Annotated in this window: 22 protein-coding genes and 1 pseudogene (1 of these 23 cut by a window edge); 21 read left to right on the top strand and 2 right to left on the bottom strand. The window is 42.8% G+C overall.

The window, feature by feature from the left end; genetic code table 11:
• Window positions 1-23 precede the first annotated feature (23 nt).
• From flaG to ORD22_RS01485, 18 genes are all read left to right on the top strand, one after another.
• A complete protein-coding gene (gene flaG / locus ORD22_RS01570) occupies window positions 24-398 on the top strand; it encodes a flagellar protein FlaG (RefSeq protein WP_317644086.1) in 375 nt (124 codons plus the stop codon).
• Window positions 399-415: 17 nt separating this feature from the next.
• Window positions 416-1,933 (top strand): flagellar hook-associated protein 2, encoded by a 1,518-nt coding sequence (locus ORD22_RS01565; protein WP_317644085.1) that lies wholly within the window; start codon window positions 416-418, stop codon window positions 1,931-1,933.
• Between the two features lie 33 nt (window positions 1,934-1,966).
• Window positions 1,967-2,368: a flagellar export chaperone FliS gene (gene fliS, locus ORD22_RS01560; protein WP_317644084.1), complete on the top strand. Its 402-nt coding sequence runs from the start codon at window positions 1,967-1,969 to the stop codon at window positions 2,366-2,368.
• The gene (gene fliT, locus ORD22_RS01555) at window positions 2,365-2,718 is read left to right on the top strand and encodes a flagellar protein FliT (RefSeq protein ID WP_317644083.1); all 354 of its coding nucleotides are present in this window, start codon (window positions 2,365-2,367) and stop codon (window positions 2,716-2,718) included. Before fliS ends, fliT begins: the two co-directional genes overlap by 4 nt.
• Before the next feature lie 66 nt (window positions 2,719-2,784).
• Window positions 2,785-3,156 (top strand): PilZ domain-containing protein, encoded by a 372-nt coding sequence (locus ORD22_RS01550; RefSeq protein ID WP_317644082.1) that lies wholly within the window; start codon window positions 2,785-2,787, stop codon window positions 3,154-3,156.
• A gap of 109 nt (window positions 3,157-3,265) precedes the next feature.
• Window positions 3,266-3,829 (top strand): ribosome hibernation-promoting factor, HPF/YfiA family, encoded by a 564-nt coding sequence (gene hpf, locus ORD22_RS01545; protein ID WP_317644081.1) that lies wholly within the window; start codon window positions 3,266-3,268, stop codon window positions 3,827-3,829.
• Between the two features lie 781 nt (window positions 3,830-4,610).
• Complete coding sequence (gene secA / locus ORD22_RS01540) at window positions 4,611-7,109, top strand: preprotein translocase subunit SecA (protein WP_317644080.1); 2,499 nt, start codon at window positions 4,611-4,613, stop codon at window positions 7,107-7,109.
• 33 nt (window positions 7,110-7,142) lie between these two features.
• A protein-coding gene (gene prfB / locus ORD22_RS01535) for a peptide chain release factor 2 (protein ID WP_317644197.1) occupies window positions 7,143-8,244 on the top strand; the annotation gives its coding sequence in 2 pieces (ribosomal slippage) (window positions 7,143-7,214 and window positions 7,216-8,244; 1,101 coding nt in all).
• Window positions 8,245-8,930: 686 nt separating this feature from the next.
• Entirely contained in the window at window positions 8,931-9,272 is a 342-nt protein-coding gene (gene cccB, locus ORD22_RS01530; protein WP_317644079.1) for a cytochrome c551, read from the top strand.
• Between the two features lie 194 nt (window positions 9,273-9,466).
• Entirely contained in the window at window positions 9,467-10,153 is a 687-nt protein-coding gene (gene ftsE / locus ORD22_RS01525; protein WP_317644078.1) for a cell division ATP-binding protein FtsE, read from the top strand.
• Window positions 10,143-11,027 carry a permease-like cell division protein FtsX gene (ftsX, locus tag ORD22_RS01520; RefSeq protein ID WP_317644077.1) on the top strand — a complete coding sequence of 295 codons (885 nt, stop codon included), beginning with the start codon at window positions 10,143-10,145 and terminating at the stop codon, window positions 11,025-11,027. The genes ftsE and ftsX overlap by 11 nt, the downstream gene beginning before the upstream one ends.
• Before the next feature lie 31 nt (window positions 11,028-11,058).
• Window positions 11,059-12,342: a murein hydrolase activator EnvC family protein gene (locus ORD22_RS01515; RefSeq protein ID WP_317644076.1), complete on the top strand. Its 1,284-nt coding sequence runs from the start codon at window positions 11,059-11,061 to the stop codon at window positions 12,340-12,342.
• A gap of 73 nt (window positions 12,343-12,415) precedes the next feature.
• Entirely contained in the window at window positions 12,416-13,063 is a 648-nt protein-coding gene (locus ORD22_RS01510; protein WP_317644075.1) for a hypothetical protein, read from the top strand.
• A complete protein-coding gene (locus ORD22_RS01505; RefSeq protein ID WP_317644074.1) occupies window positions 13,060-13,647 on the top strand; it encodes a peroxiredoxin family protein in 588 nt (195 codons plus the stop codon). Before ORD22_RS01510 ends, ORD22_RS01505 begins: the two co-directional genes overlap by 4 nt.
• A 70-nt stretch (window positions 13,648-13,717) precedes the next feature.
• Entirely contained in the window at window positions 13,718-15,148 is a 1,431-nt protein-coding gene (locus ORD22_RS01500; RefSeq protein WP_317644073.1) for a S41 family peptidase, read from the top strand.
• A 594-nt stretch (window positions 15,149-15,742) separates the two neighbouring features.
• Window positions 15,743-16,447 (top strand): hypothetical protein, encoded by a 705-nt coding sequence (locus tag ORD22_RS01495; RefSeq protein ID WP_317644072.1) that lies wholly within the window; start codon window positions 15,743-15,745, stop codon window positions 16,445-16,447.
• 3 nt (window positions 16,448-16,450) lie between these two features.
• Window positions 16,451-16,915 carry a PDZ domain-containing protein gene (locus tag ORD22_RS01490; protein ID WP_317644071.1) on the top strand — a complete coding sequence of 155 codons (465 nt, stop codon included), beginning with the start codon at window positions 16,451-16,453 and terminating at the stop codon, window positions 16,913-16,915.
• A 15-nt stretch (window positions 16,916-16,930) separates the two neighbouring features.
• The gene (locus ORD22_RS01485) at window positions 16,931-17,182 is read left to right on the top strand and encodes a CsbA family protein (protein WP_317644070.1); all 252 of its coding nucleotides are present in this window, start codon (window positions 16,931-16,933) and stop codon (window positions 17,180-17,182) included.
• Window positions 17,183-17,289: 107 nt separating this feature from the next.
• Here the strand turns inward: ORD22_RS01485 and ORD22_RS01480 are convergent, their stop codons facing one another.
• A complete protein-coding gene (locus ORD22_RS01480; RefSeq protein ID WP_317644069.1) occupies window positions 17,290-17,592 on the bottom strand; it encodes an AzlD domain-containing protein in 303 nt (100 codons plus the stop codon).
• Window positions 17,592-18,329 (bottom strand): AzlC family ABC transporter permease, encoded by a 738-nt coding sequence (locus tag ORD22_RS01475; protein ID WP_317644068.1) that lies wholly within the window; start codon window positions 18,327-18,329, stop codon window positions 17,592-17,594. The genes ORD22_RS01480 and ORD22_RS01475 overlap by 1 nt, the downstream gene beginning before the upstream one ends.
• 113 nt (window positions 18,330-18,442) lie before the next feature.
• On the opposite strand from ORD22_RS01475, the gene ORD22_RS01470 reads away from it, so the two are divergent.
• The 3 genes and pseudogenes from ORD22_RS01470 to addA form a co-directional block, all read left to right on the top strand.
• A complete protein-coding gene (locus tag ORD22_RS01470; protein WP_317644067.1) occupies window positions 18,443-19,072 on the top strand; it encodes a TVP38/TMEM64 family protein in 630 nt (209 codons plus the stop codon).
• 1,611 nt (window positions 19,073-20,683) lie between these two features.
• Window positions 20,684-24,175, top strand: a complete 3,492-nt coding sequence (gene addB, locus ORD22_RS01465; RefSeq protein WP_317644066.1) for a helicase-exonuclease AddAB subunit AddB — start codon at window positions 20,684-20,686, stop codon at window positions 24,173-24,175.
• Window positions 24,153-25,555: pseudogene (gene addA / locus ORD22_RS01460) on the top strand (helicase-exonuclease AddAB subunit AddA); it runs 2,295 nt beyond the window's last position. Before addB ends, addA begins: the two are co-directional and overlap by 23 nt.

Below are 25,555 nucleotides of genomic sequence, written 5' to 3'. Positions count from 1 at the left end.
TCTTGGAGACAGGGGGTTCCATTATGGTTAGCCGAATTGGCAGTGGATCTGGGCCACAACCAGTGAATGCAACTTACGATAGTGCGCCCATTTCAAACGAAAGGGTAGTAGTTGAAGTGCAACCAGTCAAAGAATCGGTGCAACAACCTTCAGCAGACGAACAACATGAACTTACGAAAATGGAAGCTAAGAAGTTAACTGAAGGGATGAACAACTTTTTGGAAAGCGTCAACGTTCAGCTACGCTTTAAATATCATGATAAGCTCAATGAATACTACGTTACGATCGTGGATTCCAAAACAGATGAAGTGGTGCGGGAAATCCCACCGAAGAAACTGTTGGATATGCATGCAGCGATGAAAGACTTCATCGGATTATTGGTAGATCATAAAATTTGAAAAAGGTGTGAGGTATAATGAGAATCGGTGGAATAGCATCCGGTATTGATACAGAGTCAATCATTAGAGATATGATGAAAGCGCATCGATTGCCGCTTGATAAAATTACGCAAAAAAAACAATATACACAGTGGATGTTGGATGATTATCGTTCCACAAACCGCGACTTACGAAAATCAAGTGATAAGCTGTTTGATACGGTGATGAAGCAGGGGACGTACTTACAGAAAAACGTAACAGTTTCCGATGAGAAAGCGGCGAGTATCACGTCTAAGACATCCGCAAATGACTTTTCGGGCACGCTTGAAATTAAAAAACTTGCAAAACAAGCTACGCTACAAGGCGGAGAACTAACGCACGGTGATCCTGCAGAAAAAATTACGGATACAGAAGCGAAGACAAAATCGCTTAAAGAGTTAGGGATCTTCACTACTGATGACGATCAGAAATTGACGATAAAAGCACCTGGAAGAGATGCAGTAGAAATTACTATTAAGGCAACAGATACGCTCGATTCTGTCTTAGGCCAGATCAATGAAAAAACGGGTGTCAGCGCATTTTATGATTCAGCAACTGGAAAAATTGCGATGAGTGCTAAAAATAGTGGACTTGGAGAAATTGAGATCACAAGCACGGGTACGCTGATGCAAGATTTAAAGTTAGATAAAACTGTACCAAATACTGCAAAATCATCTTCTGGAGAAGACGCAGAGTTTATATTTAACGGACTCGAAACGACGCGTTCATCCAATACATTCACTATCAATGGTTTTGAAGTATCATTAAAAGCAGTAACGACTGCTCCTGTAACATTCAGTTCTTCTACAAATGTAGATAAAATTGTTGATTCAGTTACGCAGTTTGTCAATGATTACAATGAGATGATAGAACAGCTAAATAGTAAGATTAAAGAAAAAACGTTTAAAGCTTTCCACCCGCTTTCCGATGAACAGAAGGCAGAGATGAAAGAAAAAGAAATCGAGCTGTGGGAGGAAAAAGCAAAGAGCGGTACGATGCGAAATGATCCAGCAATTTCTACCATGCTGTCGAATCTTCGTAGCATTATGTCAAAAGCCGTTGATACTACGGATAAAGATGGTAATGCGATTAAAATCAGCCTGAAAGATTTAGGTATTGAAACTACGAAAAACTATTTGGACAATGGGAAACTGACAATCAATGAAGACAAGCTTCGTGAGAAAATTGCGGAAAATCCAAATGCTGTCTACGATCTTATTGGGCGCAATGACAAAGACAATCCGGAAAACTCGGGCATTGCACATGCATATCGTAAGGAATTACAAGATGCACAGAAAAAGATCTCAGAAAAAGCGGGTAGTTCAACATCTATCAATGACACTTTCGCGCTAGGTCGTTCGCTAAAAAGTATGGACCAACAAATTGAACGGTTTGAAAGAAAGCTGTCAATGATGGAAAATCGCTACTGGAAACAGTTTAATGCGATGGAGACTGCAATTAACCGTGCAAATGCTCAATCGGCGCAGTTAATGAGTTCACTTGGCGGCGGAATGTAACGAAACTTTTTCGGGAAAAGGAGTATGACATAAATGGTTACTAATAATCCTTATGAGAAATATCAAAATAACGCAGTGACAACATCTTCACCAGGCGAATTGACGTTGATGTTATATAACGGTTGCCTGAAGTTTATTCAGCAAGGGAAAAAGGCGTTAGGGGAAGGTAATATTGAAGAAAAAAATATTGCAATTCAAAAAGCGCAAGCCATCGTGACTGAATTAATGTTGACACTAGATACATCTTATCCTGTTTCAGAGAATATGTTGGTGCTGTATGAGTTTGTTAACAGTCGCCTGATTGACGGAAATATTAAGAATGATCCAGCGATGTTTGATGAAGCAGCAGCAATCATTACAGAATTTCGTGATACATGGAAACAAGTTATTCAAATGAATCGTACCAAACAATTCGCGAATGTGAGTGAGATATGATACGCCCTGCTATGACTGTATGGCGCGAACGTTCCCTTCAATTGATTGCGTTGACGAATGAAGTGGAAGAAACGAAGCGTGAGGAAGTAATTGAGCAAATCGAAAAAATTTTGGACGACCGTGATAAATTACAATCGCAAATTGCTCAACCATTTACAGCTGCTGAGAAAGAAGCGGGACAAGAGTTGATGACGATTGAAAAAGAAGTGCAGTCGAATCTTGCCCGCTTCATGAAAGCGATTCGCGCAAATATTACACAATCTCAATCAAAAAAAGAACACATTACTAGTTATACAAATCCGTATGGGAACATGATGCAAGACGGTGCGTATTACGATACAAAGAAATAGCAACCGGAAGAGAGTATAACTCTTCTGGTTTTTTACATACTAGAATTTTATAGAAGGGGAATGATTATGCGATATAATAGGCACGACTACTTTAGATATTCATTTGATCCGCATCTTCCAGCAACCTTCCGAATTCAATTGACTAATGAAGAAAAGAAATTGTCGAATGAAGGGCTATGTGAGATTTTAGATATTAGTACAGGTGGTGTGAAATTTTTTACACTATTTGATTTGCCGGTACGATCTGAAAAGCTTGCCTTGCAACTGGAGTTCAAAATTCACGAGTACCCCTTCGAAGTTCTAGGTAATGTAGCATGGAAAACAACGTTGGATCAAGGGTTTCAGTATGGCTTTGATTTCAATGAAGGGCAACAAGTAGAAGAAATTATTATTGAAGAACTGAAGCATTATGCGCGTCTGATGAAGGAAAAACAATAAATTACTATAACAATGCGAAGTTTCGGCAAATTTCTTACGTTTCATGAAGGTATTTAAGGGTACTATGAAGAAGTATAGTAGTGAAGGTGTAAATAAAGGAGGAGTTCATATGTTAGATTTTAATATTCGCGGTGAAAACGTCGAGGTTACTCCAGCAATTAGAGAATATGTTGAGAAGAAAATTGATAAACTAGAGCGTTATTTCACTGAAAGTACAAATGCGATAGCTCATGTAAACTTAAAAGTGTACAGTGATAAGCAAACGAAAGTGGAAGTAACGATTCCAATGAAGAATTTGACTCTACGTGCAGAAGAGCGTCACAACGATATGTATGCAGCAGTTGACTTGATCGTCGACAAGCTAGAGCGACAAATTCGTAAATATAAAACACGTGTCAATCGTAAGTCCCGCGAACGCGAAGGCGTAGCGGCATTTTTCGCATCTGTTGAAGATAACAACAACAATGCGCAAGAGCTGCTTGAGGATGAAAACGAGTTCAACGTAGTACGTACAAAACAATTCGACTTGAAGCCAATGGATCAAGAAGAAGCCATCCTTCAAATGAACATGCTAGGCCACAACTTCTTCATCTTTACGGATGCAGAGTCTGAGGGCACACACATCGTTTACAAGCGCAAAGATGGCAAATACGGCCTAATCGAAACTAACTAAATCAAACGTAATAAACCAAGCCCAGAAAATTAGGGCTTGGTTTTTGATTTTTGAGGGCTGGTTGGTTTGTGTGTGGTCCGGGATTTTATGCAAAGATGTGCTTCCACCGCTTCGCTTTTACGAGAGCCGTACTTCACAACGGCACTTGCTCAGTCTAGGGTCTCAGACTCACGCTAATCCAGGAGTTGCCTCTTCTTTCGCTTCAATCCTACAGAGATACTACAAGTAGTTTAAAGATTCATTGTAAAAAGTAAGTGACTTTATGTTGTTTCTTTAATTATTTAAGTTCAAACGAAAAGACAAACTCATAAGCTGAACATTACGTTCGCCAACTTCGGGACTAAACACTAGTGAAGCGAAGTGCAAGGCGGCGACTCTGGGAGGATTAGCCCGACAGGAGAGACAACCAAAGGAGCATAGCGAAAGCCGTCACGAAGAACGGCTTTTGCGAGTAAAAGCGAAGCGTTAGGAGCACAGTTGCCTTAATTTCTGCAAAGACCGCAGAAATTAAGGCAAAGCGAACCCTTCGCTGTTCGCTTGGCTCACCGCGGGCCCGTAAGACACGCGTCCGCCTGGAACGCAGCGAAATGGTATACTTCCCACCTCCAATATAGGGCAAGAACTAAAATCCCTACCATTTGCGCCTAGCTTTTTACAATGTTAAAATGAAATGTGACTCAAAATTGTATACGATTGAAGATAAACGTTTAACGTTTGATGGAAATAATACAACTAGCAGGTAGTTCCTGCTGATTGATGATGTTATAAGGAAGTGACCTAAATGCTTGGTGTACTGAATAAAATGTTTGATCCGAACAAACGTGACTTGAAACGTCTCGAAAAAATTGCCGACCAGGTAGAAATGTTAGCTGGTGACATGGAAAAGTTGTCAGACGAACAGTTGGCCGAGAAGACAGTAGAGTTTAAAGCGCGTTATCAAGAAGGGCAAACGATAGAAGATTTGCAAGTGGAAGCATTTGCGGTCGTTCGTGAAGCCGCTCGACGTGCGCTTGGACTTTATCCATTCCGCGTACAAATTATGGGTGCCGCTGCACTAAACGAAGGTAATATCGCAGAGATGAAGACTGGTGAGGGGAAGACGTTAACTTCAACACTCGCTGTTTATTTGAATGCGTTGACGTCAAAAGGCGTACACGTCGTAACAGTCAACGAATACTTGGCTAGTCGTGACGCAGAAGAGATGGGCAAATTATATGAGTTCCTAGGTATGAAGGTTGGCTTAAACTTAAATAGCTTAAGCAAGGAAGAAAAGCGTGAAGCTTATGAAGCAGATATAACATATAGTACGAATAACGAACTTGGCTTCGATTATTTGCGCGATAACATGGTGCTCTACAATGAACATAAAGTTCAGCGTCCGCTCCATTATGCTGTTATTGACGAAGTGGACTCCATTTTAGTCGATGAAGCACGTACACCGCTCATTATTTCAGGTCAAGCTGCTAAAGCCCAAGAGCTATACCGCCTGGCGAATCGTTTCGTTATTACGCTAAAAAAAGATGAAGACTATTCATTTGAAGAGTCGACTAAAGGTGTTGTATTGACTGAGTCTGGTATTGAAGCGGCTGAGAAAGCGTTCAGTATCGATAACTTATTTGATCTGCAACACGTTACACTCAACCATGCGATTAATCAGTCGTTGAAGGCGCATGTTAGTATGCATAATGACGTAGACTATGTAGTAGAAGAAGGCGAAGTCGTTATCGTTGACTCCTTCACTGGACGTTTGATGAAAGGACGTCGCTATAGTGACGGATTACACCAAGCGATTGAAGCGAAGGAAGGTCTCGAAGTTCAGAATGAGTCGATGACGTTAGCGACGATCACGTTCCAGAACTATTTCCGTATGTATGAAAAACTGGCCGGTATGACGGGTACAGCGAAGACCGAAGAAGAAGAATTCCGTAATATTTACAATATGAACGTTATTGCGATTCCAACGAACAAACCGATTGCACGTGATGACCGTCCTGATTTAATCTACGCTTCAATGGATGGCAAGTACAAAGCAGTCGCTGAAGATATTAAAGCGCGTCATGAAAAGGGGCAACCAGTTTTAGTCGGTACGGTTGCAATCGAGACTTCGGAAATTATTTCTGCATACTTGAAAAAGTATGGTATTCCGCATAACGTCTTGAATGCGAAGAACCATGAGCGTGAAGCTGAAATTATTTTAGATGCTGGTAAAAAAGGTGCCGTAACAATCGCTACGAATATGGCGGGACGTGGTACGGACATTAAGCTTGGAGATCATATTCAAGATGTTGGTGGTCTTGCTGTAATTGGTACAGAGCGCCATGAGTCTAGACGTATCGATAATCAGCTTCGTGGTCGTTCTGGACGTCAAGGGGACCCGGGAATTACGCAGTTTTACCTTTCATTGGAAGATGAGTTGATGCGTCGTTTCGGTTCGGAGCAAATGAAGTCTATGATGACGAAACTTGGAATGGATGACGAGACACCGATTCAATCGAAAATGGTCTCACGTTCTGTGGAGTCTGCTCAGAAGCGAGTAGAAGGTAATAACTTTGATTCACGTAAACGTTTGTTGCAGTACGATGATGTACTACGTCAACAACGTGAAGTGATTTATAAAGAACGTAATGATGTATTAGGTTCCGAAAACATTCGTCCTGTACTTGAAGGAATGCTTGATTCGGTAATTGAGCGCGTAGTTGCTATTCACACGGAGGACAATACGGTTCATGCTAAAGGGTTAAAAGATTACTTAGAAGCTAATTTACTACCGGAAGATTCGGTGACAATTGCGGAGTTAGAAGAAAAAACTCCAGAAGAATTGCAATCATTTATACACGAAATGGTCATTGCACGCTATAATGAAAAAGAACAAGAAATGTCCGAAGAACGTATGCGTGAATTTGAGAAAGTCGTCCTGTTGCGTGCGATTGATACAAAGTGGATGGATCACATCGATGCGATGGATCAACTGCGTAACGGGATTCATTTACGTGCATATGGACAGAACGATCCGCTACGTGAATACCAAGCAGAAGGATTTACGATGTTTGAAGATATGCTGATGTCCATTGAAAATGATGCGACGAAGTATGTGATGAAGGCAGAAATCCGTAATAACTTGGAACGTGAAGAAGTGGCGAAAGGGCAAGCGAACAACCCGAAAGAAGATGGAGAAGCGGTACGTAAAAAGCCGATTCGACGTACGGTCAATATTGGCCGTAACGAACCTTGTCCATGTGGCAGCGGGAAAAAGTATAAAAATTGCCACGGCAAAGCATAACGAGAAACAACCACTCAGGAGGAAAATATTATGATGGAATTATCCGAAGTTCGGAACGAGCTCGACAAAACAGCTAAGAAATTAGCGGACTTTAGGGGGTCTCTTTGACTTAGAAAACAAAGAGGCTAGCATGCAAGAATTGGATGAAATGATGCTTGAACCAGGATTTTGGGATGACCAAGATGCTGCGCAGAAAGTAATCGCACAGTCCAATGCACTAAAAGATATTGTCGGCGAATATAACGAGTTGAATGAGGAACAAGAAAATCTAGAAATGACGCTTGAACTACTTCGTGAAGAGGCAGATGAAGAATTACAAGAAGAACTCGTTTCTGAATTAAAAGAGTTTAAAGGACGAATGGATAAATTCGATCTACAAATGCTTTTGAGCGATGAATTCGACAAAAATAATGCGGTATTAGAAATACATTCAGGCGCAGGCGGAACGGAATCCCAAGACTGGGCATCTATGTTGCTTCGTATGTACACACGTTGGGCTGAACACCATGGCTTTAAAGTTGAAACGCTCGACTACCAAGCAGGTGACGAAGCGGGTGTTAAATCTGTAACACTCAGCATCAAAGGCCATAATGCGTATGGTTATTTGAAAGCAGAGAAAGGCGTTCACCGTTTAGTGCGAATTTCACCATTTGACTCTTCGGGTAGACGTCACACTTCCTTCTCATCTATTGAAGTGATGCCCGAATTTGATGGCGATATAGAAATAGATCTTAAAACAGAAGATATTAAAATCGATACGTATCGTTCAAGTGGTGCAGGTGGACAGCACGTTAACACGACAGATTCTGCTGTTCGGATGACGCATATTCCAACAGGTGCAATCGTTACGTGTCAAACGGAGCGTTCACAGATTAAAAACCGGGAACGTGCGATGAATTTATTAAAAGCGAAGATTTATCAAATTCGCGTCGAAGAAGAAGAAGCACGACTCGCGGATATACGTGGTGAGCAAAAAGAAATCGGTTGGGGTAGTCAAATTCGCTCATACGTCTTCCATCCATATTCTATGGTGAAAGACCACCGAACAAATGAAGAAACAGGAAACGTTAGCTCAGTTATGGATGGCGAACTCGATCCATTTATCAACGCGTACTTACGTTCACGAATTTCTTAACTCAAAAGGACAGCCTTGTGCTGTCCTTTTTGAATTGTGGAATCTAAGTAGGAGTGGGGATGATACCGTTTCACTGCGCTCCAGGCGGACGCGTTCAGGAGGGCCCGCGGTGAGCCAACCGGTCGCTTCTCTCCCCTGGTTGTCTCTCCTGTCGGGCTTGATCCTCCCTGAGTCGCCGCCTTGCGCTACGTTTCACTAGTGTTTCTTTTTGAAGATAGTAAGTGAAGGCTTGGCTAATTACTTAGTATTTTCATTTGAACTTGAATCTAAAAAAACAAAACAAAGCAACTTGATAACTACAATGGCGTCTAGAAGTAATTATCATCAAACTATAGGATTGAAGCAAAAGCTGTAACGTAGAACGGCTTTTGCGTACATAAGCGTAGCGTTGGAAACACATCTTTGCATTAAATCCTGGATTATAACCTAACTAACTCAAATAATTCAGTTAATTTTGAACTTAAGTAAGGAAACGTTAGGAAAATGCTTTTACACACTAAGTAAAAATTAATGTTTGAATTAAGCTGTTTTGGTTAATACTATAGAATGTACACTATGCAAGATAAGCCGTATCAAAGATAGGATTTTACAGTTTGCAAACTTGTCAATTCTATTTGCCATGAAACGGTGTTTTTTTGGTATACTAACTACTGTTAGGAAATATTACGTAAAAGGGAGGATATTACATGAAGAAACAACTTTTGGCTACACTTTTCGGTGCAGCATTAGTACTTGGTGCTTGTGGCGGTGATAAAGAGTCATCTGCTCCAGCTGATGACGCTACGAAAGATAATGGTGCGGCAACTACTACTGTAGATGCCGAAGCGATTGTACAGCAAAGCTGTGTGTCTTGTCACGGTGGCAACTTAGAAGGTGGAATGGGACCTGCACTTGATAAAATCGGTGGGACTCTTTCACAGGATGAAATCCATGACGTAATCGTAAATGGTAAAGGTTCTATGCCTCCTGGTATCATTAAAGGCGAAGAAGCGGATGCAGTAGCTGCTTGGTTAGCTGAAAAGAAATAAGATTGTAATACTAGACCGCCCTTAAGGATTCCTTAAGGGCGGTCTATTTGTCTATATAGCGGTTTGGAATGGATAGTTGCTAAATCGCTTGCAGAGATTATTTGATACATAACTGTAATACTAGCTATGCTGAATCATGCTATAATTAGAAAGGCGAATATGTGAGAAAAACATAGTTCAGGTGGTTATAATGTATGATTGTGATGAAAAATGTATACAAAAAGTACCCAAATGGCGTTGTAGCCTCTAACGGAATCCATGTTGAGATTTCAAAAGGGGAATTTGTTTATGTCGTTGGCCCGAGTGGCGCGGGTAAATCAACTTTTATTAAAATGATGTATCGTGAAGAAGTTCCGACAAGTGGATTGATTTTTATTAATGGCACGGAACTATCAAAAATACGTAGTAAAGATATACCATACTTTAGAAGACAGATTGGCGTAGTCTTCCAGGATTTTAAATTACTGCCTAAGCTTACTGTTTATGAGAATGTAGCGTATGCACTAGAAGTAATTGAAGAAGCTCCTAGTGTGATTCGACAAAAAGTGACAGACGTTTTGAAGTTGGTTGGACTCACAAATAAAATGAGAATGTTTCCAAATGAACTCTCGGGCGGAGAGCAGCAACGTGTATCGATTGCTCGTTCAATCGTCAACTCACCGAAGTTAGTTATTGCGGATGAGCCGACAGGAAATTTGGATCCCGAAACTTCATGGGAAATTATGAAGATTTTTGAGCGCATTAATGCACAAGGTACGACGATTGTCATGGCTACGCATAATAGAGAGATAGTCGATACACAAAAGCATCGAGTGATTCAAATCGAAGGCGGTCTAATCACAAGAGATGAGTATGAAGGAGAGTACCGCAATGAAATATAGAACGTTTAGACGTCATTTGCGGGAAAGCTTTAAAAGTCTCAGTCGCAATGGCTGGATGACCTTTGCTTCTGTTAGTGCAGTGACTGTCACTTTATTGCTGATTGGTGTGTTTTTCATCATTATGATGAACTTGAATCAGCTAGCAGATAATATCGAAAATGACGTGGAAATAAAAGTAGTTGCCGAACCAGATGCGAATCGCGTCCAGGTCCAAGAACTGCTGAAACGAGTGAAAAAGACCCCGGGAGTGGAAGAAGTAACGTATTTCACCCGTGATCAGGAACTTGAGAAAATGATTGAATCTTTTGGAGATGAGCTAGCGCTTCATAAACAGAGCAATCCGCTCGGTGACGCATTGTATGTGAAAGCTTCAAATCCGCAAGAAACAGCAACTATTGCGAAAGAAATCAGTACGTATGAGTATATATATGACGTGGAGTATGGAGAGGGAAAAGTAGAAAAGCTATTCAAAGTTCTAAAAGTCGGACGAAATGTAGGACTAACATTGATCTTGGCTTTACTGTTTACTGCGATGTTCCTTATATCTAATACTATTCGATTAACTATCGTCGCTAGGCGGACAGAAATCGATATTATGAAACTCGTAGGGGCAACAGACAATTTTGTGCGTATCCCTTTTATGCTTGAAGGCGTATGGCTTGGAATACTAGGTGCGATTGTCCCGATGGTAGTAATTACTACGTCATATGCGCGACTATACTCTGTATGGGATGATAAATTGCAAAATCAATTATTTAAATTGCTAGACCCGTCACCATTCCTGTTTCAGTTGAACTTTTTGCTAATTTTCATTGCAGTGTTCATCGGTGTATGGGGGAGTTTTATGTCTGTTAGAAAGTTCTTAAGAGTGTAAGAGAATTGGGTACGGAAGGGAGAACTGGAATTTGAAAAAGCGATGCCGGATCATTTCAAGCGTTCTTGCGGTCTGTCTATTGACGACGGTAGTTGGTAGTTCAGGAACTTCTGCAAATAACTTGAAAGATCTACAAAACGAGAAAAAAGCGGCAGAAAATAAGAAGAACAGTTTGAATTCCACTATTCAGCAAAAAGAAATTCAAATTGAAGCAAAGCGATCTAAAGCCGATCAACTGATCAAACAGGTAAAATTACTGAATGAGAAGATAGAAGAGACTAATGCGAATATGGATCGTATTATTGCCGAAATGAATGAGACAAAAAGAGAGATTAATGTACTACAAGAATCTATCAAAGAATTGGAAGACCGAATCGCGGAGCGTGATGAAGTATTACGTGAGCGCATCCGTGTCATGCAGGTAAAGGGTGGAAAAGTTAGCTATATCGATGTACTGCTTGGAGCAAATAGTTTTTCTGATTTTATAGACCGTTTCTCGGCAGTTACTACGCTGATGGATGCGGACCGTAAGATTTTAGAACAGCAAGAAGCAGATATGGCGAAATTGGAAGAAGAGAAAGCGTTAGTCGAGCAGAAGTTGGCAGAACAAGAACAACGTAAACTCAAAATCCAAGCAATGAAAGACGAACTAGTAGAGAAAAAGTTAGAAAAGAGAGAGCTCGTACGAAATCTTGAAGAAGAGCAAGAAAAGCTATCAGGAGAAAAAACGAGCTTAGAAGAAGAATATGATGATGCGATCAAGATAAGTAAAAAATTAGAGGCGAAGATTGTAGCTGAACAGGAACGTCTAGCAGAAATAGCTAGAAAAGAACAAGCAAGGAAGCTAGCGTTATCAGAAGACATGTCGATACCAGCAAGCGAACTTCCTGTTATATCTAGTGGGTTTTGGACGACGCCTACAAAAGGGAAGTATAGTTCAGGATTTGGTTTGCGTACGCACCCAATCACTAAAGTGAAAAGACAACACCGCGGTATAGATATTAGCGCGCCTATGGGAACTCCAGTTGTAGCGGCAGGGGATGGCGTCGTATCGTATGCGGGAAACATGAGTGGGTTTGGTAATATCATTATGATTACACATTCTGTTAAAGGACAGATATTAACAACCGTATATGCTCATTTATCCACTATTGGTACAAGCTCAGGTGCTCATGTCGGTAAAGGTGAATTAATCGGTGCCGTAGGTAGTACAGGATTATCCACAGGACCGCATTTACACTTTGAAGTACATGTCGGTAACTTCTCGGCAACCGGTCCAAGCGCAGTCAACCCTTTGCATTACGTTGGATTTTAATATAGTATGAAGAAAACCTGCCTATAAACTGGCAGGTTTTCATATGCCTACTAATAGGAAGGAGTGCTTGGCGATGCAGTATTATCCTATTGGTTCGATTACAGTGCCTTCATCATGGATTGCGTTCATTGTTGGTTTCGCCATAACCTACCTAGTCATTCGCTATTATTTTGGCAAGACGTATGGGGAACGTATAGGCAATGTATTTTTTAATGTAATTATTATTTGGAAACTTTCCGTGATTTTGACGGACTTTTCAACTGTACTACACTACCCATTGTCCATACTATACTTTCATGGAGGGACAGTAGGGTGGCTGTTGGCCCTAAGTTTAGTAGGGCTGCATACGCTTTGGCAAGCCTATCGACAGAAGTGGCAACGCATCGATCAATGGTCGTTGTTGCTCGCACTACTCAGTTGGCAGACCGTATATCAAATGGTCATGGCATTACTTAACGAAGACAATCTGTTTGTTAAAGTGGTTACGATTACGATGTTTTTCCTGTTGTCCATTTTAGCGTTTTGGAGTTATCGAAAGAACGTCAATACAGTTAGTGAATTAGCAGGTATTTGGATTGCGGTTCATTTTATGGTGTCGGCTTTTCAGTCAGGTGGCTTTTTACTTACAACGTTTATCACAACGATTTTAATCGGTTTGCTACTATGGGGAATAGAGCGTGTGTCAGCACGTCCGATAAGTAGAAAGGAAGATGTGCAGTGAGTAAAAGAATGATCGGCTATATTATTAGTACGTTAGTTATCGGTACGCTAATTTTCTTGATGGTACAGAATTCACTAGATAAACCAGAGTCTATAGATACTTCGGCTACTACATTGAGTCAAACGGATGTAGCAGAGGCGCAGGAAGAGGGATTGGAACAATATGCACAAGCCCCTGACTTCACGCTAACGACGCTTGCTGGTGAAACCGTTACGCTATCAGAGTTAAAAGGTAAAAAAGTGATTTTGAACTTCTGGGCGACATGGTGTCCGCCGTGTAAAGCAGAAATGCCGCATATGGAAAGTTTTTATTCGAAATTGACCGATGAAGATCAAGTGGAACTGATCGCAGTGAATGTAACCCAATCAGAGAAATTAGGTGTCAGTGAAGTAGAGAACTTTGTTGACTCTTATGAATTAAGCTTTCCAATTCCGTTAGATGAAACAGCAGAAGTGACGCAATTGTATGGTGTATTCTCTATGCCTACTACGTATATGATTGATACGCAGGGGCGCATTGCACAAAAGATCATTGGACCGTTAGATGAAAAAACATTGAATGAATTAATAGATTCCATGGACTGATAAAAGAGTCTGTTCTCGTGTCGTAACTTCTTGTCTTTCTTCATATAGTGAAGAGAGGAGGAGGGAATGAATGCGTAAGGGCAGGCTTTTTTTAGTAGTTATAATGTTGCTGATTGCAGCTGCTATTGGATTGAATGGTTGCGGTAAGTCAGAGTCAAAACAGACACAAGCAATCAGTACAATGCCAGTGCTAGATGAAGTGTATGAGGCGATTCAGGAGAAGGCGGTATATCCAGTTCAAAAGGACATACTGATTGAAGGTGCATTGCGTGGGATGACGGATACGATTGGCGATCCGTATTCAAGTTATTTGACTGAAGCAGAAGCGGCAGCACATCGTGAATCACTCGCGGGATCTCGTGTCGGGATTGGCGCAGAAGTGACAAGAACGAACGGCAAGTATATTATCGTCGCTCCCATTAAAGGAGGACCGGCAGAAAAAGCCGGTTTACAACCGTATGATGAAATTGTTAGGGTTGACGGGGAGAGGTTGGGTAACGAGACGCTTCAAGAAGTAGTAACTCGTATTCGCGGTAAAAAAGGAACGGAAGTGAAAGTAACGATTTTCCGACCGGAAGCAGATAAGCATATGGAATATACAATTGTTCGAGATCATATTCCCGTGCAATCCGTGTCGCAACAGTTTTTTGAAGAACGAGGTGCTAAATTAGGATACATAGCACTAACGATGTTTGGTGAAGAAACAGCAAAAGAATGGCAGAAAGCAACGTCCGACATCATGAAAAAAGGGGTTCAAGCAATTATCATCGATGTGCGTGGAAATCCAGGAGGCTATCTAATGGCTGTCTCTGAAATTTCTAGTAGTTTATTGGAAGAAGATCGCGCATTTGTTGTGATGCAAGATGCGCAAGGGAATTTAACGCCACTCGTAACAGAGAAGTCCGAGAGTTTGGAGTTCAATGAGCGCTTGAAGAAAATTCCGATTGTTGTCTTACAAGACGTAGGAAGTGCCTCTGCTAGTGAAGTGCTAAGCGCAGCTATCAAAGATCTGAGGCGTGGTGCAATCATCGGAACTACGAGTTTCGGTAAAGGTACTGTGCAAGAAACGATGGAGTTATCCAATGGTGGCGAATTGAAGTTATCGACAAATAAATGGCTGACACCGAAAGAGAAATGGATTCACGGCAAAGGGGTCGAGGCAGATATTAATGTGAAACAAAGCGTACTATTCACCGAGCACTTGCAAATGGTGACAGACACGCTTTCAGAAGGTCATTTCAATGACCAAATTGCCTATGCACAGCGGATGCTAAAGGCTTTTGATTACCGTCCGGGCAGAGTAGATGGCTATTTTGACAAAGATACCGCGAACGCAGTACACTCCTACCGTGCGGACCGCCAACTAGCAGAGAACCACACGATGGATCGAGTGTTCTTCGCTGATTTAAAGAAAGCAGCAGAGGAGTACCGAGCAGACGACAAGAACGACAAGCAGTTGCGAATGGCCGTGGATTATTTAGTGAATGAGTTGACGGAGTAAAACCACTTAGTGAGTAGTCCGGGATTTATTTCAAAGATGTGCTCCTAACGCTACGCTTTTACTCGCAAAAGCCGTACTTCGCAACGGCTCTCGCTTCAGTGGGGGACGCTTTCCAGGGAGCGTAGCACATGTGTCGCTTCCATCCCCTCTTACGCTCCAATCCTATAGCTAGAATATAAAAACTTTGAGAAATCAATATAGTGATTTAGTGACTTAATGTATGTTCTTTACTTATTAATTTTAAATGAAAAGCTGAACTATCCACTTACTAACTTCAGAAAAGTAAACCAGTGAATCGGAGTGCAAGGCGGCGACTCGGGGAGGATCAGTCCGACAGGAGAGACGACCAAAGGGCGAAGCGAAGGTCGGCTCACCGCGGGTCCTCCCGAACGCGTCCGCCTGGAACGCAGAGTAACGGTATTATACCTACTTTCCATTTCATTTTATTTACAGCCAAAGCGCATCTCTATGAGGTGCGTTTTTTCTATGAATCTCGAAAGTTTGCAGTTCGTGGAGAACACTCTCGCTATTTCTCTGCTTTTTTTGTACAATGGGGAAAAGAGCTGTTTAGACAAGCGAGAAAGGTGACAGATGATGTCTAGCGAACTACTACTCAATATTAAAGATGCATTACTTTACTTTTTTCTAAACCCAGTGTGGTTGTTAGCTATACTGGCTGCGTTTATGCTCGGTTCCAAACGTGTAAAACAAGAGCGAAAAGACTTCAAAATCAGCATTAAGAACGGTTCCTCAGAAATGAAACACAGCATTTCTTCTGCATGGTTACACGGACTGGTTTTGTCTATTATTATTGCAGGTGTAGGATTAATTGTCGATTTTAATTGGATTATTATTCTATCAATCGTCATGATACTTGTAATCGTATCGTTTTCCTATAAGCTGGCATCGCCTATTTATTATGCGGCAATTGCATTTTTCGCACTCGTGGCACTCGATCGATGGGCAGGGGACTTTTCTGTAGGCAGCTGGTTTGTACAAGAAGATCTAGACTTTTTCGGTACAATAGCAATCACGGTACCGATTATAGCGGGGCTGTTCTTAATTACAGAAGGCTCATTGATTCGTCGCTATGCGGCGCGTTATGCTTCTCCATTACTTGTACCTACGCAACGTGGGATGCGCGGGGCGATCTATCAATCTAAATTACTTTGGATTGTTCCTGTCGTTCTTTTAGTGCCGGGCCATATGGTTTCCGAATTTGCACCGTTCTGGCCACAGTTCACGTTAGGCGCGGAGTCGTTTTCGTTCGTACCGATTCCTTTAGTAATTGGATTTTAACAAATGGTTCGATCTACATTCCCTGATGTGTTGTTCCCTAAAATGGGGAAAGCGATCACTTGGCTTGGTATTGTAGTAACGGCTGTAGGGATTGGGGCAATTTGGATGCCGGTTCTAGGATGGACTGCGTTACTTGCAGGCGTCTTGTGCCGTCTACTATTGTCTATATTGATCCCGCTAACAGAGCAAAAGAAATCCGTATTACTCGTACCGCAAACAGAAGGTATTTTCGTTGTTGCAGTATTAAAAGATTCCCCAGCGGAAAAAATGGGTATCATTCCTGGTGATCTGATAAAATCTGTGAATGGAATTACGATTCACAATGAAGATGAATTATATGATGCCATTCAAGTAAATGCTGCACATTGCCGATTGCAAGTCATTGGCCGCGATGGAGAGGTACGTTTGAAGCAACAAGTGTTGTTCCGACATGACCATTTCCGTTTAGGTATGCTTACGGTGCGTTAAAAGGAGAGAGCGTATATGCATGATTTTGAAACGAAGCTTATGCTTGCGATAGTGCTCCCTGGATTGTTGGTTATATTTTTTACTCGCGTTACGTTTCATCACATAGTAGGTCTCATTCTCACCCTGGCTTTGATTGCGGCGTCTGTTTACGCAGGTTATACGCATAATTGGCTACTTTACGTAGCAGATGCTGTGTCACTGACAGTTGGTTTCTGGTATGCATCGCGCATGATGAAAAACGCGCGGGCGCATCAGATGGAGGAATGAAAAAAGCGGTTCTCAAAGAAGATAGCTCTTTGAAAACCGCTTTTCTAATTCAAATTTTTTTGCTGTTTTAATTACATACGTGTCGGGGATAATAATGGTAAGAGAACTTAAAACAAACTATAGACAGCAAGTGCTGCAATTGTTCCAATCACGACGAACATCACATCGAGTCCGATGAAAGCGAGCGAGAATGCTACTACGGTACCGATGACTCCGAATAACATATCTTCTTGAATATGTAAAATGGCAGGGAATATTAACGCACCGAGCACTGCGTACGGAATGTTGCGCAAAACACCGCTAACAATCGGCGGCAACTCTTTTCCGTCAAGAAACGTCAAAGGGATCATTCTAGGCAAGTATGTAGCAATCGCCATGCCTAGCAACATCCACCAATAGGAAGCACCCATTAGTTTTTCGCCTCCTTTTGTGCAGACCAGTGATCAACATTCTTTTTACTTTTCATATAAAGAATTTCAACTAGAATAGCTGAACCGAGCGTTGCGACGAGAATCGACCAACCTGTAGACAATAGATTCGAGTAGTACAAAGCACAATGAATAGCTGCCCCAATTGCTGCTAGTAGGACGACTTTCCGGTTGCCTTTCATCGACGGAACGAGAAGTCCGATAAACATCGCATAGAGCGCAACGGACATTGCTTTCTGTAAAAAATGAGGCAAGTTGGCACCGATCACATGTCCAACGGCAGTAAAGATGACCCAGCTACTATAAGCGATTAACGCAACACCGAATGCGAAAGCGGTCGTTATTTTGCGGTTCTTCTGGGTTGCGAGCACCGAGAACGTTTCATCGGTCACGCCGAACGCGTAGATGGCTTTCATCCACTTTGGCGCCGGTTCCACTTTTTCACTCAATGAAGCGGTCATTAGGAAATGACGGATATTGACAATAAATGTATTCATGACAATGAGCCAAGGTGCGACGCCAGTAGCTAGTAAGCTAAGTGCCATATATTGTGCGGCGCCTGCGTAAACAAACAGGCTCATAGCTGTTGCTTCAAGTATGGACAGACCAGTCGTTTTGGCAAGTAGGCCGAATGTTAAAGCGACAGGAAAATAGCCAATTGCAATGCTTGAACCTGCTTTCAGGCCTTGAGAAAAGGTTGTATTCACTAAGCAGCCCATCTTTCTATCAGAATCTGTCTGCTATTATACTATAATAAGTGGTATATTAACGTACATCATTGAATTTACATAAGAATTTATCTACATAATTTTAAACGGTGAGGGTGTTTGCGATGAATGAATGGCTGTCGGTTAATAAAGTTGAGGACTTGGCTAATCAGTATGAGGATCTAGGCTTTTTTATCGGGCTTCTTCCTCCGTTTTTAGAGGCATTTCTCCCTTTCTTGCCACTCGTCGTATTCGTCATTGCGAATGCTCTTGCGTTCGGTTTTTGGTACGGTTTTGTCTTGTCATGGGTAGGAACGGTGGCGGGCTCGTATGCGGTGTTCTTGCTTATTCGTAAGTATGGTGATAATCGCTTCTTCACGTTTCTAACTCGACCTGTACGCGTGCAGCAATTGATTCATTGGATAGAGCGCAATGGTTTTGGTCCGTTGTTTATTTTGATCTGTTTTCCGTTCACTCCTTCAGCGCTAGTGAATTTGGTGGCGGGGCTGTCGAATATGAATAAGAAGAATTATTTATTTGCGTTGATGCTTGGGAAGCTTGTGATGATTATGATGATTACGTTTATTGGGTATGATATTCGGGCGTTGTTTACGAAGCCGATTCGTACGTTGCTTATGTTTGTTGTGATTTTCTTGTTGTGGTTGGTTGGTAAGTGGTTTGAACGTAGGCTGACTCGGAAGGTGGAGGCTGATTTCAAAAGTTTTTCTAGTCTTCATGAGTCGGATAAAAAATAATGAATGCAAACGTTTCCTGTCTCTCTTTTCTTTCGGTACAATGGAAGAAAGAGTGGGCAGGATTTTTTGTGTCGTTGCTCGATTTTTTGCGGTGCTGAATAGTGTGGGTCAGCTTTCTATCATCGCTACGGCACGTGGGGGATTGCCTCCCGCCAGGAGCCAACAAGCGAAAGTCGCGCTAGTTGTCTCCTAGCTTCGGCTGACCCCGCAGTTGTGCCTACGCTAGTGAGTACAGTGTAGTGTTAGTAGTCTTTGTTACTGGGTAAAGCCATTTTGTGTTGGATCGTTCCACGACTCTTTTCCGATACTTATGTTTGTGAAGGTCAGCTTTCTATCATCGCTACGGCACGTGGGGGATTGCCTCCCGCCATGAGCCAACAAGCGAAGGTCGTGCTAGTTGTCTCATGGCTTCGGCCTACCCCGCAGTTGTGCCTCCGCTAGTGAGTACAGAATAGTGTTAGTAGGCTTTGTTACTGGGTAAAACCATTTTGTGTTGGATCGTTGCACGACTCTTTTTTGATACTTAAGGTAGTAAAGGTCAGCTTTCTATCATCGCTTCGGCACGTGGGGGATTGCCTCCCGCCAGGAGCCAACAAGCAAAAGGCGCTAGTTGTCTCCTAGCTTCGGCCGACCCCGCAGTTGTGCCTCCGCTTTTTGAGCACAAAGCTGTTTGAGTAGTCTTTGGTACATAGTAAATTCGCTTTTAGACTTTAAAATACTATGCTACTTACTTTCCCTCACCAAACGAAGGTGCCTTACAAGCGGTAGGCGGAGCAATAAGACGGATAGGTGCTCTTCCTATCTGGCTTATTGCGGGAGCCATCCGCAAGCGCCGCAGTGTGTACAATGATGAATTACTTCACTTTATAAAGAAGAGGATTGAAGTGTCTAGAACTTACTGAATCCCTTACTAACTTTTCGGGTACTGAAGATAGTAAAGATCACCTTTCTGTCACCGCTTCGGCACGTGGGGGATTGCCTCCCGCCATGAGCCAACAAGCGAAGGTCTCGCGCTAGTTGTCTCATGGCTTCGGCTGACCCCGCAGTTGTGCCTCCGCTAGTGAGTACAGTATAGTTTTGGTAGGCTTTGGAACTTACTGGATTTCACTTTTTGACTTCAATGTACTTGCTAACTAATACTACACAAAAAACGTAGGCGCCTTACAAGCGGTAGGCGGAGCAATAAGACAGATAGGTGCTCTTCCTATCTGGCTTATTGTGGGAGCCATCCGCTAGCGCCGAAGTGAGTTCAATGATGACTACATCACGCATACAGAAGCATAAAAAAGTGTCTAGAAATCACTCAATTACTTATGAACTTCATAGGACTAGCCTTATTACTTTTCTTCACTAAACGTAGGCGCCTTACAAGCGGTAGGCGGAGCGATAAGCCAGATAGGCGCTCTTCCTATCTGGCTTATTGCGGAAGCCATCCGCCAGCGCCGAAGTGAGTAGAGTGATGAATTACTTCTCTACACACAGAAATATCTTGACGTGTCTAGCACACACACCTAATTTCTTGTAATTAAAAACTAAGATCGAAGCGAAAATCCGAGATCACACGCCTGGGTAGTTTTATAAGGTATATCTTGTTCAAAGGGGGAGAGGTTGATGTCGTTACGTTTTGTTACGGGTCGTTCTGGAACGGGGAAGACGACTTTTATTGAGCGGGAAATTGCGGAGGAGCTGAAGGAGCGGCCGATAGGGGCTCCGATTATTGTCATTGTGCCGGATCAGTTGTCTTATTCGATGGAGTATAGCCTATCCGCGAAGTGTGGACTGACGGGCATGATTCGGGCGCAGGTGTTGACATTTAAACGACTGGCCTGGCGCGTGCTGCAAGAAGTGGGGGGCATTACGCGGGAAGAAGTAGATAGCTTTGGTTATCGCATGCTTGTGCGTAGTGTGCTAGAAGAGAATAAAGATTCATTTAAACTGTTCCGCCAAGCCGCTTCAAAACACGGATTTGCTGAGCAGATTAGTGACATTATGAAAGAGTTCAGCAAATATTGTATCGATCAGCAGTCATTCGCCGCAGTTACGAGTTTACTTGAAGATCAACAAGCGCCACGGCTTTTAAGAGATAAAGCGCATGATCTAGGGCTGCTGCTTGCGAAGATTGAAGAAAGACTCGGTACGACATATATGGATAGCGAAGGTCAGCTGAATGCGTTGGCTGAGCAAATAGAACATTCCGAGTGGCTACAAGAGGCCTCTGTTTACATAGATGGTTTCGGGGATTTCACGACGCAAGAATATACTATTATTACGCAACTGATGAAATATACGAAGCGTGTGACGGTTGTGCTGCCGATGGAAGATCAGATCCGAAGTGGCGAACATGAATTATTTTATACAGCGGAGCAACAATACGTAACACTTCAACAAATCGCACACAATGAATCAGTTGCTAGTGAAGAACGAGTGCATTTAACGGAGATGCAACGCTTTGCGAATGACGAGTTAATTCATTTAGAAGCGCAGTTTGATCGCTATCCCCCACAATCGAGAGAGGCGGATGGTCATATCCACCTAATCGAAGCGACCAATCGTCGGGCGGAAGTCCATGCGGTGGCGCGTTCGATTCGAAAGATGATGCGCGAAGGTAAACGGTATCGCGGGATGGCAGTGCTTTATCGACAGCCTGACGTTTATGATGAATTGATACGGACGACGTTTTCAAAATATGATATTCCGGTTTTTATCAGTCAGAAGAAACCGATGCTACATCATCCGTTAATTGAGTTTGCACGTTCAATGCTTGAGGCGGTTCGGACAGATTGGTCGTATGAGGCGGTATTCCGTGCGGTCAAGACCGATTTGTTTTTCCCCGTGAATGAAGATCGGCGGATGTGGCGTGAGCGAGCGGATCGATTAGAGAATTTCGTTCTTGCGAAAGGAATTCATGGCAGAAATCGTTGGTTGGATGAAGAAAGATGGAAGGTTAGCAGATACCGGGGGTTAGAGATGGTTCGTACTGTTCAAACCGATGAAGAGCTTGCGACACAGGCAGAGTTTGCAGAAACGCGTGATTTGATACGTGGACCGATTAACCAGTTGCAAGAGAAGTTGAAAGAGGCCGAAACTGGACGTGATGTGGCGGAAGCGTTGTTCTTTACGATGGAGTCGCTACACATCTACGACAAAATGGTTAAGCTACAACAAGATGAGCAACGGGAAAATCGATTGCAAGCAGCCGCTGAACATGAACAAGCATGGAATAGTTGGATCAATGTACTCGATCAGTTCGTGCTCATGTTTGGTGACAAGAAACTACCCGTCACGGAAACGATTAAAATTTTGGATGAAGGTTTTGATACACTAGAGTTCAAATTGATTCCACCTTCGCTTGATCAAGTGACAGTGACGACAGTTGAACTATTTAATTCAATGGACGTCGAAGCGGTATTCGTACTCGGCGCCAATGAAGGGGTGTTACCGCTCCGCAATGATCGTGAAGGTCTACTGTCTGACGGGGATCGAGAACTGTTCAGTGAACTAGGTATCACCCTCGCTCCTACTTCTAAAATGCAGCTAATGCGCGAGTCGTATATGGCGTATCGTGCGTTTACAGGGGCGAGTGAGCGTTTGATTGTTAGTTATCCGATCGCCGACGAAGAAGGTAAAGCGCTTATTCCATCGCTTTATATACCGAGACTACAGCAAATTTCATCAGGTATACCGCTAGAGTTAGCGGTTATTGAGCCAACGGAATTGCCAGAAGCAGAAGATAAAATGGCATATATTGAGCATCCGGAAGTGGCACTATCCTACGCTGTGCGTGTGATGCGTCAAGCGAACTCACAAGATGAAATTGCACCGGAATGGCAGGCGGTACTTGCGTATTATAAAGAAGATCCCCTATGGTCGTCCATTATTCAATCTATCGTGCAACCAGCGCTAAAACGTCAGAAAACAGAGAGGCTTGATGCGGATCTTACGATAGGACTATACGGTTCTTCATTCACGACGAGTGTGTCGCGTATTGAATCATATTATAGTTGTCCATTCCAGCACTTTACGACGTATGGGCTAGGACTACAAGAGCGTACTGAATTTCAATTAGAAGCGCCAGATATCGGGGATTTATTCCACGCAGCGTTGAAGTGGGTATCGGATGAAGTGATGCGTCAAGGACTATCTTGGGCGGCGCTAACGAAAGAACAATGTTGGCAACTTGGACGGGAAGCGATTGATGCGTTGGCACCAAGATTTTTCCATCGAATTTTACTGTCGAGTCAACGCTATGCATATATCCAGCGTAAGTTGATGCAAATTATTCAGCGGACGATTCGAGCATTACAGTCACAAGCGCGGAATTCACGTTTTACGCCTATTGCGATTGAAGCGGGTTTTGGTCCAAATGAAGAGATTGCACCGCTAGAAATTCATTTGAAGAATGGTCAACAAATGCATATTAGGGGACGCATTGATCGAGTCGATACGATGAAGAAAGATAATCAAACGTTTTTACGTGTCGTTGATTATAAATCATCTGCCCGTGCGCTTGATTTAACGGAAGTGTATTACGGTCTGTCGTTGCAAATGTTGACGTATTTAGACGTTGCGCTTGAACATGCGGAAGATTGGCTTGGTGTTTATGCGGATCCAGCGGGCGTGCTCTATATGTATGTTCATAATCCGATGTTGCGTTTGACGAAGGAATTGTCCGAAGATGCTGTGGAGAAAGAGTTGCTGAAGTCGTATAAAATGCAAGGCTATATTATCGAGGATGCAGAGGTCGCGCTTGGGATGGATGAACAGCTAGAAAGCGAATCATTGATCATTCCGGCACGCTTGAAAAAAGATGGTACGTTTTATTCGACTTCAAAAGTAGTGCCGCCGGAAGATTTGAATATGATGCGTTCATTCGTACGTAAACGGCATCAGCAGGCTGGGGACGGTATGTTGTCAGGGGATACGCGCGTCTATCCGTATCGTTTGAAAGAACATATGCCATGTACGTTTTGCTCGTATCAATCGATTTGCCAGTTTGACCAGACGGACGCAACACAACCTACACGAAACTATGCGGCGTTGAAGCCAGAAGAATCATTAGAAAAGATGCGGAAGGAGATAGATCCAGATGCGAATTCCCGATAAACCGGCGCATGAGACCTTCACGGATGAACAATGGCGGGCGATTCATGCGTCAGGTAAAGATATTTTGGTCTCTGCTGCAGCAGGGTCAGGAAAAACGAAAGTCCTCATTACACGGATGATTGAAAAAGTATTGAATACGGAACATCCGATAGATGTCGATCAGCTCCTTGTCGTGACCTTTACGAATGCGGCAGCGGCTGAAATGCGCCATCGCATGGCTAGTGCGCTTGAAGAAGCGATTGTCAATGATCCTTCTTCCGTTCATTTGCGCAGGCAACTCAATTTGCTGAATAAAGCGCAGATTTCGTCGTTGCACTCATTTTGTCTGCAAGTTGTGCGGCAGTATTCGTATGTTTTAGATATAGATCCAGGATTCCGAATAGCAGATCCAACAGAAGCAGCTATTTTACGTGATGATACGATCGCTTTAGTGCTGGAAGATAGTTATAGCCAAGAGAATCCTGAAGCGATTTATCGTTTAAGTGATAGTTTTACTGCAGACCGTAATGATCAGGCGATTGAGACGTTGATTGATAAGCTTTATGACTATTCGCGTGTTCATCCGAATCCTGCGCAGTGGTTGAAACTAATTCCCGAGCAGTATGAAATTGGTGAGGATGCGACGATTGATGGCTTATCATTTATCGGACCGTTGAAATTAGCGATTCGTCATACGTTGGAAGAAGCGAAAACAGTAGCGCTTGATTTACAGCGCATAGCGGAAATGAATGAAGGCCCGTTACCACTGCTAGACACGGCAAAAGCTGATGAAGCATGGATTGACGGTGCATTGGCACATGTTGTCGATGGTCGTTGGGAAGATGCGTATGCTTATTTTGCTACATTGAAATGGGTCAAGGCAGGAACGATTAAAAAAGATTCGTGCGACGAAGAATTGGCCAAACGTGGCAAGGCGATGCGTGATTCAGTTAAAAAGATTATTAACACATTGAAAGAAACGTATTTTACCCGTACACCTGCGAGATTGCTTGAAGAGATTCGCTTGATGGCTCCACTGATGCATACATTGGTCGGCTTAGTCGAGGACTTCTCCGCGCGTTATCAAGCGTTGAAGGAAGAGCGAGGTCTCGTAGACTTCTCGGATTTGGAGCATTATGCGCTACAGATTTTATCGACAGAACAAGATGGCGAGAGGGTGCCTTCAGATATCGCGAAAGATTATCAAAGTCGTTTTGCAGAAGTACTTGTGGATGAATACCAAGACACGAATTTCCTGCAGGAAGCCATTTTACAAGTGATCAAACAAGGCGATGAGGCAGGCGGCAATTTGTTCATGGTCGGTGATGTCAAGCAGTCGATCTATCGTTTTCGTCTAGCTGAACCGGGACTGTTTTTAGGGAAGTATGATCGCTTTACAGA

Source organism: Sporosarcina sp. GW1-11 (assembly GCF_033088395.1).
Classification (GTDB): domain Bacteria; phylum Bacillota; class Bacilli; order Bacillales_A; family Planococcaceae; genus Sporosarcina.
Note: the sequence above shows the minus strand (reverse complement) of the source record. Positions and strands in the feature narration are given on the sequence as shown.